This window comes from Acinetobacter sp. ACZLY 512, from assembly GCF_023614015.1.
Taxonomy (GTDB): Bacteria; Pseudomonadota; Gammaproteobacteria; order Pseudomonadales; family Moraxellaceae; genus Acinetobacter; species Acinetobacter soli.
Genome location: NZ_JAKIVI010000017.1, coordinates 1 through 16,226 on the forward strand (window position 1 = coordinate 1; position 16,226 = coordinate 16,226).

Annotated in this window: 16 protein-coding genes; 8 read left to right on the top strand and 8 right to left on the bottom strand. The window is 41.2% G+C overall.

Features of this window, described 5'->3' with window-relative positions:
• Positions 1-282: 282 nt before the first annotated feature.
• The 4 genes from L2096_RS14865 to L2096_RS14880 form a co-directional block, all read right to left on the bottom strand.
• On the bottom strand, positions 283-843 hold the full coding sequence (locus tag L2096_RS14865; RefSeq protein WP_004933392.1) for a peptidylprolyl isomerase A: 561 nt from the start codon (positions 841-843) through the stop codon (positions 283-285).
• A 115-nt stretch (positions 844-958) separates the two neighbouring features.
• Positions 959-2,029, bottom strand: a complete 1,071-nt coding sequence (locus tag L2096_RS14870; protein ID WP_151746910.1) for an alpha/beta hydrolase — start codon at positions 2,027-2,029, stop codon at positions 959-961.
• Between the two features lie 513 nt (positions 2,030-2,542).
• On the bottom strand, positions 2,543-2,779 hold the full coding sequence (locus L2096_RS14875; RefSeq protein ID WP_004933398.1) for a hypothetical protein: 237 nt from the start codon (positions 2,777-2,779) through the stop codon (positions 2,543-2,545).
• A 392-nt stretch (positions 2,780-3,171) separates the two neighbouring features.
• Positions 3,172-4,035, bottom strand: coding sequence for an MBL fold metallo-hydrolase (locus L2096_RS14880; RefSeq protein WP_250365742.1), 864 nt, complete (start codon positions 4,033-4,035; stop codon positions 3,172-3,174).
• A 107-nt stretch (positions 4,036-4,142) separates the two neighbouring features.
• Between L2096_RS14880 and L2096_RS14885 the strand changes: the two genes are divergently transcribed.
• The 8 genes from L2096_RS14885 to L2096_RS14920 all read left to right on the top strand — a co-directional run bounded on the left by L2096_RS14885 (position 4,143) and on the right by L2096_RS14920 (position 11,992).
• Positions 4,143-5,036, top strand: a complete 894-nt coding sequence (locus L2096_RS14885) for a LysR family transcriptional regulator (protein WP_250365743.1) — start codon at positions 4,143-4,145, stop codon at positions 5,034-5,036.
• Positions 5,037-5,200: 164 nt separating this feature from the next.
• Entirely contained in the window at positions 5,201-5,755 is a 555-nt protein-coding gene (grpE, locus tag L2096_RS14890) for a nucleotide exchange factor GrpE (protein WP_004933414.1), read from the top strand.
• Between the two features lie 119 nt (positions 5,756-5,874).
• Positions 5,875-7,821 carry a molecular chaperone DnaK gene (dnaK, locus tag L2096_RS14895; RefSeq protein WP_004933419.1) on the top strand — a complete coding sequence of 649 codons (1,947 nt, stop codon included), beginning with the start codon at positions 5,875-5,877 and terminating at the stop codon, positions 7,819-7,821.
• Between the two features lie 95 nt (positions 7,822-7,916).
• Positions 7,917-9,137 (top strand): lactonase family protein, encoded by a 1,221-nt coding sequence (locus tag L2096_RS14900; protein ID WP_025095841.1) that lies wholly within the window; start codon positions 7,917-7,919, stop codon positions 9,135-9,137.
• 225 nt (positions 9,138-9,362) lie between these two features.
• A complete protein-coding gene (locus tag L2096_RS14905; RefSeq protein ID WP_250365744.1) occupies positions 9,363-10,859 on the top strand; it encodes an anti-phage dCTP deaminase in 1,497 nt (498 codons plus the stop codon).
• A gap of 2 nt (positions 10,860-10,861) precedes the next feature.
• A complete protein-coding gene (locus L2096_RS14910) occupies positions 10,862-11,020 on the top strand; it encodes a hypothetical protein (RefSeq protein ID WP_171076851.1) in 159 nt (52 codons plus the stop codon).
• 92 nt (positions 11,021-11,112) lie between these two features.
• Complete coding sequence (locus L2096_RS14915) at positions 11,113-11,472, top strand: hypothetical protein (RefSeq protein ID WP_250365745.1); 360 nt, start codon at positions 11,113-11,115, stop codon at positions 11,470-11,472.
• Positions 11,473-11,587: 115 nt separating this feature from the next.
• Positions 11,588-11,992 (top strand): hypothetical protein, encoded by a 405-nt coding sequence (locus L2096_RS14920; protein ID WP_076033279.1) that lies wholly within the window; start codon positions 11,588-11,590, stop codon positions 11,990-11,992.
• A 57-nt stretch (positions 11,993-12,049) separates the two neighbouring features.
• On the opposite strand, the gene L2096_RS14925 is transcribed toward L2096_RS14920, so the two are convergent.
• From L2096_RS14925 to L2096_RS14940, 4 genes are all read right to left on the bottom strand, one after another.
• Positions 12,050-13,345, bottom strand: coding sequence for a lytic murein transglycosylase (locus L2096_RS14925; protein ID WP_250365746.1), 1,296 nt, complete (start codon positions 13,343-13,345; stop codon positions 12,050-12,052).
• A gap of 535 nt (positions 13,346-13,880) precedes the next feature.
• Positions 13,881-15,005 carry a 5-(carboxyamino)imidazole ribonucleotide synthase gene (locus L2096_RS14930; protein WP_250365747.1) on the bottom strand — a complete coding sequence of 375 codons (1,125 nt, stop codon included), beginning with the start codon at positions 15,003-15,005 and terminating at the stop codon, positions 13,881-13,883.
• Between the two features lie 10 nt (positions 15,006-15,015).
• The gene (purE, locus tag L2096_RS14935; RefSeq protein ID WP_004933436.1) at positions 15,016-15,531 is read right to left on the bottom strand and encodes a 5-(carboxyamino)imidazole ribonucleotide mutase; all 516 of its coding nucleotides are present in this window, start codon (positions 15,529-15,531) and stop codon (positions 15,016-15,018) included.
• Between the two features lie 350 nt (positions 15,532-15,881).
• On the bottom strand, positions 15,882-16,226 hold the full coding sequence (locus tag L2096_RS14940; protein ID WP_004933440.1) for a DMT family protein: 345 nt from the start codon (positions 16,224-16,226) through the stop codon (positions 15,882-15,884).

Sequence of the window (16,226 nt, forward strand, 5' to 3'; positions counted from 1 at the left end):
CTATTCTCTTAATGATCGATTTGCTCTTCGTCAGAGACAAATTCAACGCAAAACACTTTCTTTCAACTTAACCCTGTAAGCTAAGTTGCTTTCGTGTATCGCGTCGGGATGAGTGCATTATAGGAGATTTTTTTTGGCACGCAAGTGTTTTTAAACCTTTGTTTTGTCGAGTGTTCTATTTTTATGCACCAACTTGATGCAAAAATTACCAAATAACAACCTAAACCTCTAATTATAAAAGAGAAATATGAAATAAATATTTCTCTTTTATTTTATTTGCTTTTATTTGTGTGTGGTTTTTATTTGAACGCTCAAGATTTTTACCGCTTGTTTAGGTACGTTTTGGTGCATTCCCACATTGGCAGTAGGTACATTTGCGATTTTATCGACCACATCCATACCCTTGGTCACTTTACCAAACACTGCATAACCTGCATCACGCGATGATGCATTTAAGAAGGTATTGTCTGCCACATTAATAAAAAACTGACTGGTGGCCGAATTTGGATTACTGGTTCGCGCCATTGCCAGTGTACCGCGTGTATTACTCAAACCATTTGATGCTTCATTTTTAATGGGAGCAGCCGTTGGTTTTTCTTTCATGTTGGACTCTAGCCCACCGCCTTGAATCATGAAGCCTGGAATCACACGATGAAAAATCGTGCCGTTATAAAAGTTACTCTTAATATAGTTTTCAAAGTTTTTTGCTGAAACAGGTGCCTTTTGATCATATAGCTCAATTTCAATATTGCCCAGTGTGGTTTTCATTTCCACCTGAGTATTAGCAAGCGCATGCGCACTCATGAGCAAAGCAGCAGATAAACATAACGATTGTTTGAGCATTTTAATTCCTGATACATCATTCAAAAAATAAGCCTTAGGCTCTCATCTAATCAACTCATCTGATGATCAGTGAAGACCAGACCTGTTGACCTAAGGCATAAAGCGGATTCAGCATTTAAGCATATTTGTTCCAAAACTTACGAAAACCGCGACTCATCTGAATCAGGTTAGCTTTGGCTTGATGCGATACTGGCGTTAGATTAATAAAGCCATGTGTTTGATCGAGATACTCTTCAAAATGTACTTTAACGCCATTTTGACGTAGCTTGTGGCTGTAAATCTCACCTTCATCATGCAAGACATCATGCCCGGCCGTAACAATATAGGCAGGCGCCAGTTTTTTGAAATTACCATAGGTAGGTGAAATAATTGGATCATCTAAATGTATAGCATGCTTTGTTGCATAGTAATCAGTCACATAGTCGACATCATTTCCAGTCAACACCAATCCATCTTTATAGGCATAAAATGAGGGGTGACGGCTTTTAAAATCAACTACTGGATAAATCAGGAACTGTGCATCAGGCGCATAAACTTTACCCACTGCACGCTGCGCGATCACCGTACTGATGTTTCCGCCCGCACTATCTCCAGCCACCGCAATTCGATTTTTTAAGATTTTGAAGTGTCGTTTGTTTTGATATACCCATGCCAGTGCATCTTCACAGGACTGAATTAAACGTTGCGGCGAAACTTCGGGAGCGAGCGGATATTCAATACTGAGTACCTGAGCTTGACTGTATTTTGCAATTAAGCGACACGCTTCATCATGGGTATCTACACTACCAACGACAAATCCGCCTCCATGATAAAACACAATCATCGGCAATTTTTTGCTGGGTGCAGGATGATAATGCCGCGCAAAAATCGTTCCGCTTTGCAAAGGTAGACGGATATCCTCGACAGATGCAACAGCGGTGGGTTTACGCCGAATGGTTTGCATTTGCAGCTCAAACGCTTGACGAGATTGCTCTACATCGGAACCAATAAAGCCGACCAAACCTTGTTTAAGTTGGACAGCCATAAGGCATTTGGTAAAACTGTCTAACTGCGGATATTGATAGGGATAGCCCAATACGCGGACAAGCGATTCCTGCACAAATGAAGGAAGCTTATCGAGAACACGAGCCGCAGGCCCCTGACCTTTTTCAAGTAGTTCCTGAATATTTTGAGTAATGGCAACCACCGCTGTCTCCCTTCGATGTTTATATTTTTGGCATATGTGGGTCATGTATGACTATATTCTTGTTTAAAAGTGGCAATCAAGCCTGTTCTGTGTTGCTTTTATTAAACGTAGACGGTTTTTGTTAAATGTCATTGACCGCAGAAACACGGATTTTTCATGATTTGCCCATAAACATCAAATCAAATTGAGATGGTCGTTCAATCGACAAAAAATAAACCCCTAAATCATCAGGTGACTTAGGGGTTTATTGATGGGTTTGTTACTGCACAATCCGTTGTGACATATTGATAAACAAACCAGAGTGAACATCCTGTCCGCTTTCAAACATCTTAATCGAATACCTCATGCTTACCCAGAGGAGATTCCTGCGCAAGCTGTAGGTTATTTCTTCGGCGACTGTCATCTTATGTAGACACTTGATCTCAGTAGCAGCTTTGATCAGGTTAAGTTTTTCGCCTAGGTGGCATCCTGAAGGCAAATAAACGATCTAATTAAGTGACCCGTACGCTGATATTACTGAATTGTTGAAGCGTCAGTAGACGGCTGTGCCATTTCAGGCGCTGCTTGTACAGGCTGTTGAGTTTGAGTTGAAGCACCCGCTTCAGCTGCAACACCACCTTGTACTCCGGCTTGCGGACTAGATGTTGTTTGAGCAGAACCAGATGCATTCAAACCGGCTTCAGAGGCACAGCCTACAGCAGTTAACGCAACACCGGCACACACCAACGACATAAGCGCTAATTTTTTCATGGGATCTTTCCTTTCACTATGACAAATTAAAAATATGCAAAGTCCAACTTTGCGCTGCCTATCATTCCCAATTTTTTTTAGTGGTGCTCGCACAATTCGTTGGAGTTTTTAGGCTTGCCAGTAGCGATTGTGAAATTTTTTATTAATCGATTTTTTTGCATAAAAATCTTCATATTTTGCTTTAAAAGCTCGTAATTTTTTAATCTTTTTGATGTTTTTTGAAATTTTATGCTTTTTAGCGCATAAACCTGTTGTCTCATATATTTATAAAAACCATACAAAGAAGATTACGCCGCGAAACAATGATTTTCGCGGCTCAGATACCCTTCGCTATGTGAGTTGTATTTCATGCAGGCTTTTTTTTTAAAAAGTTCTGCATCTGCAGATCTTGATTAGGGCCATTTCATCTCACCTTTAACCACTTTTGCACCCAGTTCCAGATTGCTGTTTTCAGTTAAAGTGGGATACTGCTGTTGCATGATTTGAATCACGTCGGCCGATGTTTTACTGGCCTGAACGGCTTTTTCATAATCTTTGATGTAATTAATCGAAAAATTAACCGCAGCCAAATCTTGTGGTGCATGCGCTGCCATATGTGCTGGAATCACGACTTTCGGATGTAACGCCTGAATACTGCTTAAGGTCTCTAGTACGGCTTGACGGTCTTGAGTGCGCGGTGTATCCGCCATCCACAAATGAATGCCTGACGACACAGCAATTCCGCCCACCACAGCTTGAGCATCTGGAATATATAAATACGTCAGCTCATTTTTGCCTTTGATTTCGATCTTTTGATTTCCAAGTTTCAAAGTTTTAGCTCGATAAATTTCGGGCACGATGATCTTTGAAGGTGCATTTGCGCCCATGAGAGGTGCCCAGTAGTTCACTTTGAGGGCCTGAGTTTGCTGAATATGCTGCACTGTTTCTGGTGTAGCTAAAATTTTGGCTGCCGGAAAGTATTGTTTTAAGACATCCAAACCAAAGTAATAATCTGGATCGCCATAGCTGATAAAAATGGTATTGAGTGTTTTACCACTGTCGAGTATTTCGGCCGTAAGACGCAGTGCCTCAGATTTAGAAAACTGAGCATTGACCAGCATCACTTCTTTATCATTTTCAATGAGCGTCGAGGTCACACCAAAATGCTCTGGCTGTGCCACAAAGCTTTTAATCGTCACGGTTTGAGCAAAAGCCGTGCTGACTGCAAGGCTGGTCATTATGGCGGCAGCAAGTGTGGTATTTTTAATAAAATTCATGTGTGTCTCCTAAAGATGGAATACACTTTAAGCTGCAACTTATGTTTAATAAATCGGCATTTTCAAGATAAACTGTTGCATATCTTGCAACAAAAATGTGGTTAATGATGGATACTTTAAAAGCCATGCGGGTTTTTGTCGCAATTGCTCATCATGGCAGTTTAGCCAGAGCTGCCGATCAGCTGGATTATTCGCGCGCCATGGTGTCACGTTATCTCCATCATTTAGAGCACACCTTCTCGATTCGCTTGTTTCAACGTAATACCCGTAAAATCTCACTAACGCCATCGGGTGAAAAAGCACTGCGTTACTGTGAAAATATTTTACAGCAGCAGTTGTTACTGCATGATTTAGCCGCGCATGAACAACAAAGCGGCAGCATTCGTCTTACCTGCGGTTTGTTTTTGTACCAGTTGGGACTGAATCGTTGTTTACGTGCCTTTCAGGCAGCTTATCCTCAAATTCAGTTTGATTTAACGCTCACAGAAAATGCATTGGATTTAATCGACGGCAATATCGATTTGGCGCTGCGCATTACGCAGAAAATTGCCGATGGCTTGATTGCACGCCCCATTTACACCATTGCTTCAACCTTTTGTGCCCATCCAGACTATTTGGCTCAAGCACCTGAATTGAACCATCCGAGCCAGTTATTGCAACACGCCTGTATCAGTCATCAACATTATAGTCAGTACTGGACGCTCATTGATGCCGAGCAGCATCCGCAAAATTATCCAATCCAGAGCAGCTTTAAAAGTAATGATGTGAATGCTTTATATGATATTTGTATAAATGGTCAAGGCATTGCTATGTTGCCCAGTTTATTGGTACAGCAAGATTTGGCAATGGGTCGACTGGTTCGCGTCTTACCAGAGTATACCGCAATCGATTTATCGCTCTCGCTGGTGTATGCCTCTCGACAGCATTTGCCGCACATGACCCAGATTTTGATTGCATTTTTAATGGAACATCTAGGCAATTACCTGAATTGTGAAGAATAATTTTTTTATCTGTTTTCTATGACTTGAATTTTTAAGCAATGCCCATACCTCTATGATTATTCACAAATGAACAAAATTCGTGGCAGTTCAGGAATTTGCAGTTACAAACACTGATGCCCAAAGGACTGTACATGTTTAAGAACCCTTTTAAACGGAGATCATCAATGGCTAATGAGCAAAACGAGCAGGCTCAAGACTTATCTTCAGAGCAAGCAGCACTTAACACTGAGCACACTCAAACTGAAGAAACCGAGCAGGTCGCTGAGATTAGCGTTGAAGATTTGCAAGCTCAGATCAGCAAGCTTGAAGAAAGCCTCAAGCTTGAAAAAGCACGCGCAGCCAATGCCATTTACGAAGCTGAAAAAGTAAAAGAACGCGCTGAACGTGAAGCAGAAAGTGCCAAAAAATTTGCGCTTGAAAAGTTTGCAAAAGGCTTGCTCGACTCAGTCGACAACCTTGAGCGCGCCATTCAGGCTGCGGGCGACGAAAAAACACCTTTAGTTGAAGGTATTGAGCTGACCTTGAAATCATTGACCACTACGCTTGAAAAATTTGAAGTGGCTGCGGTAGATACCTCGAACGGCTTCAACGCCGACCTGCATCAGGCCGTCGGGATTGATCCAACAGCAAAGGCCGGTGAGATTGGTAATGTCTTACAAAAAGGCTATACCCTTTCAGGTCGTTTGTTGCGCCCAGCCATGGTGACTGTCGGTCAATAATTGAATAAATCGGAACGTGTTTTGATTTTTTTTGATGAAAATGCTTGAAAAAAATCAATTCACTCTCATATCGGATAACAAGCAAAAACATTGCAAAAAAATTTTGAGGAATTGAACTCATGGCAAAAATTATCGGTATTGACTTAGGTACAACCAACTCATGTGTCGCTGTACTTGAGGGCGATAAAGTTAAAGTAATTGAAAACGCGGAAGGCGCGCGTACTACACCATCGATCATTGCGTACAAAGATGGCGAAATTTTGGTAGGTCAGTCTGCAAAGCGTCAGGCGGTAACGAACCCTAAAAACACATTGTTCGCCATTAAGCGTTTAATCGGTCGTCGTTACGAAGATCAAGCCGTACAAAAAGATATCGGCTTAGTCCCTTACAAAATCATCAAAGCAGACAATGGTGATGCGTGGGTTGAAGTAAACGACAAAAAATTAGCGCCACAACAGGTTTCTGCTGAAATCTTGAAAAAGATGAAGAAAACGGCTGAAGACTATCTTGGCGAAACAGTAACAGAAGCGGTGATTACTGTTCCTGCATACTTTAACGATGCACAGCGTCAAGCCACTAAAGATGCTGGTCGTATTGCAGGTCTTGATGTGAAACGTATCATCAACGAACCAACTGCTGCGGCGCTTGCGTTTGGTATGGACAAGAAAGAAGGCGACCGTAAAGTTGCTGTTTACGACTTGGGTGGTGGTACATTTGACGTATCGATCATTGAAATTGCTGACCTTGATGGCGACCAGCAAATCGAAGTGTTATCGACCAACGGTGATACTTTCCTAGGTGGTGAAGACTTTGATAACGCATTGATTGAATACTTGGTTGAAGAATTCAAGAAAGAACAAAGTGTGAATCTGAAAAATGATCCGCTTGCGTTACAACGTTTGAAAGAAGCTGCTGAAAAAGCAAAAATTGAGCTTTCTTCGTCGAATGCGACTGAAATCAACTTGCCGTACATCACGGCTGACGCAACTGGTCCGAAACACTTGGTGATCAACGTTACTCGTGCAAAACTTGAAGGTTTGGTTGCAGACTTGGTTGCGCGTACCATTGAACCTTGCCGTATTGCGCTTAAAGATGCAGGTCTTTCGACTTCTGATATCTCTGACGTGATCTTGGTCGGTGGTCAGTCTCGTATGCCACTTGTACAACAAAAAGTACAAGAGTTCTTCGGTAAAGAGCCACGTAAAGACGTGAACCCGGACGAAGCTGTGGCAATCGGTGCTGCAATTCAAGGTGCAGTCTTGTCTGGCGACAAAAATGATGTATTGCTTCTTGACGTTACCCCATTGACTTTGGGTATCGAAACTATGGGCGGCGTACTCACAGCAATTATCGAGAAAAATACCACGATTCCTGCGAAGAAATCACAAGTGTTCTCGACTGCTGCTGACAATCAACCTGCTGTAGATATCTCGGTTTACCAAGGTGAACGTAAGATGGCTCAACAAAACAAATTGTTGGGTAACTTCCAATTAGGTGACATTCCACCTGCGCCACGTGGTGTGCCACAAATTGAAGTGTCTTTTGACATCAACGCCGACGGTATCTTGAAAGTATCTGCAAAAGACAAGAGCACAGGTAAAGAGCAATCGATCCAGATTAAAGCAAACTCAGGTTTGTCTGATGCTGAAATCGAAGCAATGATCAAAGATGCAGAAGCAAACGCAGAAGAAGACCGTAAGTTTGAAGAACTTGCAAAAGCGCGTAACGAAGCTGATGCATTAATTTCAAGCTCAAACAAAGCAGTGAAAGATCTTGGCGACAAAGTGACTGAAGATGAAAAAACTGCTGTTGCAACTGCGGTGACTGAACTTGAAGCAGCTACTAAAGAAAATGATGTAGACGCGATCAAAGCAAAAACTGAAGCGCTACAAAACATTTTGATGCCAATCACGCAACGTGCTTATGAGCAAGCTCAAGGCGCTGAAGGTGGTGCACAAGGTTTTGATCCAAATGCATTCCAAGGCGGCGAAGCTGGTCAGCAACAAAAAGCAGATGATGGCGTTGTCGATGCTGAATTCACTGAAGTGAAAGACGACAAAAAATAATTGATCGTTTTTTGAAAAAGCGTCCGATTTATCGGGCGTTTTTTTTATGTATATTGATATTATCCAAGAAACAACACTTTGCTGAAGGAACAGTAATGAAAAACAGCCTCTTTATTCAAACTCGCCATTCAAACACACAGCGCATTGAATGGATTAAACCGTCTGCGACAATCTTGTCACTCTTGGTTGTGCCCTTTGCATGGTGTGCGAGCGCCAATGTAGCAGCTCAGCAAATTGCGCTGGTGGGTACATGGACATCTATTCCGGATGCGCCGCTGGTGCAAAAGCCAGTTCAGGCCAGCGATGGGTTGTATCAACTTCAAATGAATGAGGATGGTACCTTAACGCCAACACATGTTTTTAAAATGAAAAGTCCTTCTTGGATTGTAAAATCTAAAGATGGACGTTTTGCTTACACCACCAACGAAGAAAATAAAGGTGAAGTGACTGCCATTTCAGTTCAGTCCAATCAAGTTAAAGTGCTCAATACAGTAGATAGTCATGGTGGACACCCGACGCATGCGTCCATCAGTCTCGATAATAAATTTCTGGTGGTTTCAAACTATTCAGCAATCGATAAAGATCGTGGTGGCGTGACTGTTTTTCCAATTTTGCCAAACGGCCATTTGGGTGAAAAAATTCAAAATATTGTTTTTTCGGAAGGATCAAACGTAGTAAAAGGTCGTCAGGACAGTGGCCATGCCCACTCGACGACGTTTAGTCCAGATGGTCAGTATTTGTATGCGGCCGATCTGGGCAATGACAAAGTATACGCCTTTCAATATCACCCCAATCAAACCCAGCCGCTCAAGGCAGATCCTCGCCGAGATGTGACCTTTGCTCCCGGTTCTGGCCCACGTCATATGGTCTTTTCCGCAAATGGTCAACATGCATACGTGACCGCAGAAATGTCGAGTGAAATAGTGACCTTCAAGGTGCAAGATGGTTATCTGAAAAAAGTCGCCCAGAATAAACTGGTTGCAGCGCATGCAACACCTAAATTTAAGAGTGCCAGCGGCATTATTCTCAGTCCAGATGGCAAATACATCATCACTGCCAACCGCGGCTCACATAACGCTCTTTTGGTGTTTAAAGTTCAACCGAATGGTTTACTTGCTCAACCCGTGTCTTATAAAGCCAATGGCATTGAACCGCGTGCTTTTTCATTCGATACCACAGGTCGATATCTGTATGTAGCCAATGTATTTAGCAATAACATCAGCTTATTTCATTTTGACTCGAAGCACGGCACACTAAAGCCTGCTGGTGATGCCGCCAAGATATCTACACCGACAGATATTAAGTTCTTTGAATAATCATCATTAGACGCAAGGCTCTAACACTGTAACTTCAGCTTTAGAGCCAATATGGTTTCGGTTCCAAATCAGGCTCCAATACTGATCATATCAGGACTTCATCTACTGAATGAAAAAAACGATTTTTTTTAGCGTTGAAAAAGATAGCATTGAAAATGCTTTTATTATTGATCTTTTAAATTAATTATTTAAACTAATATGAGAGTATCTAAAAAAGTAGAAAAAATGAATTATGAAGATATACTTAGTACAACAAATGACTCTGAATTATTTATTGCATTCGTCGGTGCAATTGGAATAGATTTGGATAATATATATAAAATATTAGAGAGTCGTTTAAGAGCATTTAGATACTCCGCTGAACATATTAAAGTGTCTAAGGATATTATTGCTGACCTGTTTGAAACATCAATTAATTTTGATAATGAATATGACCGAATTTCATATTTAATGGATCGTGGAAATGATCTTAGAAAAGACTTTAATGGTGCTACTTCATTAGGAATAGCGGCTACAATTTCAAGGAAAAGAGCCTCTAGAGATAAACCTGAGAAGCGAATTGCATATATTATAAATTCATTGAAACATCCAGAAGAAGTACAGCTATTAAGAAAAATTTATTCTCATGGCTTCTTCCTAATTAGTGTATTCTCTAGTGAGGAGAGAAGGATTTCCTACCTAAAAGAAACCAAACTAATTTCAAATGGAGATGCGATAAAACTAATTCAAAGAGATGCAGATGAAACCATTAAAAATGGTCAACATACTGCAGATACTTTCCATTTATCTGATTTCTTTATAAATGTAGATGGGGACTCAGATAAATTAAATAATGATATTTGGAGAATATTAGATTTAATTTTCGGTAATCCTTATATAACTCCTACATTTAATGAATATGCAATGTATATGGCTTTTTCAGCTTCATTAAGATCAGCAGATTTATCTAGACAAGTAGGTGCTGTTATTACACAAAATTCAAATATACTTTCAACAGGTGCCAATGATATTCCTAAAGCAGGAGGTGGTTTATATTGGCCTATCTACAATTATGATAAGAAAAAAGTAGAGGATTTAGAAAATGGTAGAGATTATAAAATTGGAAAAGATTCAAATGTTAAAGAAAAACAGGAGATTATTTCAGATATAATAAAAAATTTACCAAAAACCATTATTAGTAAGTTAAATAAAGATGAACTAAATGAGCTAAAACATCATTTAGCTCAAAGTAAAATCAAAGATATTACGGAGTATGGTCGAGTAGTTCATGCTGAAATGGAAGCTTTATTAGCTTGTGCAAGAAATAATATACCTACCCTTAATACAACTTTATTCTGTACAACTTTTCCTTGTCATAATTGTGCAAAACATATTATAGCCTCTGGTGTTGAGAAAGTTATATACATTGAACCTTACCCTAAAAGTAAAGCAATTAAGTTTCATCCAGATTCAATTTCACTAGAAACAGTCAAACAAGATAAAGTAAATTTTGAAGCGTTCGTTGGTGTTGGGCCTCGTAGTTTTTTTAATCTTTTTTCAACAAATCTTGGTAGTGGATATGCTATAACAAGAAAAGATAAGGAAGGAGATACTATATCTTGGAGAATGCAGGATGCTTCTGTTAGAATGCCGCTCCTCGCTGTTTCCTATCTTGAAAGAGAAATATCTATGGCAACTGATCTAAAAGCTCTGATTAAAAAAGCAATAAAAAAAGGAAATTAAATATGTCTGTATTACTAGATTATTTAAATAAAGTTGAAGAAGAAGTGAAAAAATGGCCTGCATGGAAACATGAAAGTTTAAAAAATGCTTTTCAAATTCCAGAAGATAAATTGAAAAAAAAATATACCAAGAGAACATCCCCATTAATATATGTTAAATAAAAAACCGCGCAATGCGCGGTTTTTTATTTGAATTTTCAATCATAACATTCTATAGAACCAGCTTAAAATACGTACAAAAGGAGCAACTCGCAATGAGTTATGACATACAAGTGTTTTCCATACACACCAAAGAAAAGCAACAACAATCAAATAACGAAAATTTTTTTGATGATCCAGAGCAGCTTGTTCCCTTTACGCCAGTTCAAATGCAATTTCTTCAACAGCAATTGATCACACTCAACTATGTGCTTCAACAAGATTATATCGAGAATTTGAGCTTTATCCACGCAGATGAAAATATTCATGCGCTCTTGACATCGCATGGTTTGTATTTTTCTGCTGGTTTGAATACTGACAGTATTTTTGAAGCAGGGATGACAGCTTCTGAGCTAACAGACAGCGGTGAATTTGCCAAATATGACCCACAAAATAATGGCTGGGAAGCGTTTTAACTGCATGACATCACTCTCTGGTTTCACGCCGACTGACTAAGCAAATCCTGCACAGCGTAAAAGGCGGTGATTGTATCTAAAATTTTGCCGTGCTACGGTATAAACAATATTGAAGATGAATGTTAGTCGGGAGATATCAGTGAGTTATTATCATATTTTGATTGAAGTGAACGATCACATCAGCACAATTGAGCAAACACGTGATATCGAGATTTTTGATATTATTGAGATCAAACCCTTTTTACATTCGATTTTACTGCCGTATTTCAACGAACAAATTATTGAATTAGAAGATGAAAATCTTGATTATCAGGATATTTTACATCTTGAAGTTAAACAAACGCTGCTACCAATTAAAGACTTGATTGAAGAAGAACAAAAACTGCTACCAAGCGACACCGATGTCACCATCACGGCTTACGAAATTTTTAATGATCGTGAACTCAGCCAAGATGTCACCACCGTCATTATGGATATTTTAGAAGCGGTAAAATTGGATCAGCCTCCAATCGAACTTTAACTATCAAACAGTCAGCATAAAAAAAGGGCGATACCGGTCTGATCGCCCTTTTTTATTTTATTGCATCATGCGTCTTGCTTGCTCTTGTCGGAAGGCACGTAAAATTTGTTGCCCCGCCCGACCCGTCGGATTTAGGCCCAATCGGGTTTGCTCTTGCTGAATCGCCTGACGACTTTTATCTCCAATCAAACCATCTACCGCTCCGATATCATAGCCACGCTGAAGTAAAAACTGCTGGATTTCACGGCGCTCGGCACGTGAGGTTCCCGGATCATCTGTGGGCCATGCGGTTAGAAAAGGTCCGGCACCTTGGAGACGATCTGACAAATGTGCAATTGCCAGACCATAACTTTCTGCCGCGTTATAGCTATAAATGGCATCGAAGTTTTTAAAGACCAAAAATGCTGGTCCGGTCGCACCTGCAGGTAGCATTAAGCCCGCTGGCGTATTCGACGAGAGATTTCCCTGAATTAAAGCCGTTCCATCTGCACGTGTTAGGCCTTGTGCCAACCAGTAGCTCAGTGGACGTTTATTACGACGCCCTTCGCCCGAGACAGACATCCCGGCAGGTAACTGCACTTCAAAACCCCATGGCATCCCCGTTTGCCAGCCTGCCTGTTTTAAGAAATTGGCTGTCGATGCCAAGGCATCTGGCACACTTGAAACCAAATCGCGACGCCCGTCTCCATCAAAATCGACTGCCAATCGATCATAAGTCGATGGCATAAACTGCGTATGGCCAAACGCCCCTGCCCACGAGCCTTTTAACTGATCTAAACGCAGATCGCCGCGCTGCAAAATACGTAGTGTGGTAAAAAATTCACCACGGAAATAACTTTGTCGACGCCCTTCACAGCTGAGTGTACCTAAAGCCTGTAATAACGGATATTTACCAGAAATATCACCATAATTACTTTCGACACCCCACACCGCCACAATGGTTTCAACAGGTACACCATACACCTGCGATGCGCGGTTCAACACATCTCGATACTGTGCCAGTTTTTGCTTTCCAGCGTCTACACGTTCGTTATCGACCAAACCAGACAGATAATCCCAGATCGGCGTTGAAAATTCGGGCTGGTAATTAAGTTTATCTATGACTGAGTAATCTGGAGTCAAATTTTGTGTGTATTGGTCGTAGGTCGATTCAGAAACACCCGATGCAATCGCCTGTGAGCGTAGATTTGCAAGACAACGCTGAAAATTATCATTTTGTGGTGTAACGGCTGTGGTCATGACAGATTTATTTGTGGTTGAGCCATTCACCACTTTTTCATTCAAAATTAATTCGGCATGCGCGGGCGCCATCAGCAATGAACACGTACCAAGAAAAAAAGACAAACGTCGCATTATTATCATCACCTGTTTTAAATTTAAAAAAGCAAATCCTGTGCTTACCTTAGCACTATGGCAACGAAATCAAAGCGTGAATTCGTAAATTTGAATTCATATTCTGCACTTTAAATTCAAAGTATAGAAAAAGTTATCCACACCACTCATTTTAAATTCAAAAACAGTCCGAAAAGTTTAAATTCAAATCCAGACATTTTAAATTCAAAAATTTTTCACGCTTTTATTGCATTCGAGCTGTGGATAAGTCACTTTAACTTGGTTTTGAATTCAAATAACATCTAAAGAAAAACTTTGAATTCAAAGTTTTCATATTGTTTTAAATTTAAAGTTTTATTGTGCGCAGAATTTGAATTTAAAACAGATCATTTGCAGGAATTCATCACGGCTAATTGTATTTTTTGAACACGATTTTAAATTCATTGCGGTGGCTGAATATCTACTGTTCCAAAATCAGGGCGGCTATCTTACCCAAAAAAAAGTTAAAAAAAAGCGACCAGCTTGCTGATCGCTTGATTTATACACCTGAAATGAACTAAATGGTTATGTCTTGAGTTAATGCCAACGGTTCTGGCAAAATTTCCGCCAATTGACGACATAAATGCGTCAATTCACTTTGATTCAACGGCATTAAAGTGATGTGTCCCAATTTACGGCCTTCACGTTCACTCTTGTTATACAAGTGCAAATGCGCGCCGTTTAGTGCCAAAACATCTTCAGATTTTGGATGCTGACCAATAATATTCACCATCACTGTCGGGCGAACCACCTCGGTCGAACCCAAAGGCAAGCCAGCGACGGCACGAACATGATTTTCAAATTGTGAGCACACCGCACCTTCAATCGACCAGTGGCCCGAATTATGAACACGTGGTGCCATTTCGTTGGCAAATAAGCCCTGTTCGGTGACAAACAGTTCAAGCGTTAGAACACCCACATAATTCAGATGATTCAGCAGACGCGTAATGTAATCCTGTGCAACAGGCTGTAAGGCTTCACTGCGAGGTGCAGGCACAATCGAATGCGACAAAATGCCGTGATGATGGTGATTTTCTGCCAACGGCCAAGTTTTCACTTCACCATCTTGACCACGCACTGCAATAATCGAAACTTCACGAGAAAACTGAACAAAACTTTCTGCAATCAATGATTTGGCAGGGCCAAGCTCTTGCCAAGCTTGATCAATTTGCTCCGCTTCACGCAGTACAAACTGACCTTTGCCATCGTAACCGCCAGTGGCTGTTTTCAGCACAATCGGTAAACCTAGCTGCGCTACAGCAGTTTGAAGCGATTCAAGGTTATCGACGGCTCGAAACGGCGCGACTGGAATCTCCAGACGCTGAAACAGCTCTTTTTCAAGCAAACGATTCTGCGCAGTTGCCAAGGCCTGACGTGGCGGATAAATGGCTTTGTCTTGACTCAGACGGTCTACATCGGCCAATGGCGTATTTTCAAACTCAAGACTAAATACATCTGCACTTTCAATAAATGCCTGCAATGCATTCGGATCTTGCTCGGTAGAGTAAACCTGACCCAAGATTGCTGCTGGACAATCCGCATTCGACTCGAAGAACGTACATTCAAGATTAAGGGGCAGGGCCGCTTGTGCCATCATACGGCCAAGCTGTCCACCACCAAAAATTCCGATGGTTTTATTCATGATCGCCTCGTTATGCCTGACCTGGAATGTTATTGCTGGCTACCTTATCGGTTTGTGCAGCACGAAAATCCGCCACGTTTTGCGCAATCTCTGGACGCGTCAGCCCTAAAATCTGTGCCGCCATAATCGCTGCATTGGTTGCGCCTGCCGGGCCAATCGCCAAAGTACCCACTGCAATACCCGCAGGCATTTGTACAATCGAAAGCAAAGAATCGACACCGTTTAAGATCGATGATTTGACTGGAACACCCAATACAGGCAAATCGGTTTTTGCTGCACACATACCCGGGAGGTGCGCCGCGCCGCCTGCACCGGCAATAATTACTTGAATCCCGCGATCACGCGCTGTCTCTGCATATTCAAACAAACGATCTGGTGTCCGATGTGCTGATACCACCTCAGCCTCAAATGGTACGCCAAGCTGTTTGAGCATATTGGCAGTATGTTCCAGTGTTGCCCAATCCGATTGAGACCCCATAATAATTCCGACTAAGGGTTGAGCATCTTTCGCTGCGACCGCGTTCATTGGCACTTCCAGAGAGTAATAAGAAAAACGGGATATCCTGACTTGCATCAAGACAAAAAAGATTATGCGCGCCATTATAGCGTCTTTTTTCGACGTCTCCAAAAATCTTCATCGATTCTGCGATGCTTTTGTACGCTTTTGCTGACAGCAATTCAGGAAATTTTCGACTGTTTTGATGCTGTCAGATCGCCTATTCTAAATTCATCAGGAACAGGACGTTCCAGAACATAAAACAACAATGATACGTTCATGCATCAGGATGTGAGGTACGACAGGCGTTATACCTAGGAACCAAGATACGAGAAAGCCCGACAGGATGTCGGGCTTTTTTGATGATCTCGATTTTTTCTTTACTGACTACGAAATACGAAATACACACAGCCCATCAAACACAGCATGGCCCACAAATAGTCAATCTTAAACGGCTGTTTAAACATAAATAGCATAAACGGCGTAAAGACCAGCAAAGTCACCACTTCTTGGGTAATTTTCATTTGTCCCAGACTCCAGCCATGCTGATCTAGATAACGCGTGGCCGGAATCATAAAACTGTATTCGAGTAGGGCAATGGCCCAGCCAAATAAAATCGCTTGCCAGAGTGGAGCGTGGTGCAAAAACTTTAAGTGTCCGTACCATGCCAAGGTCATGAAACAGTTGGAAATAATCAGCAGCAATAAAGGAAAGGAGAGGGCCAT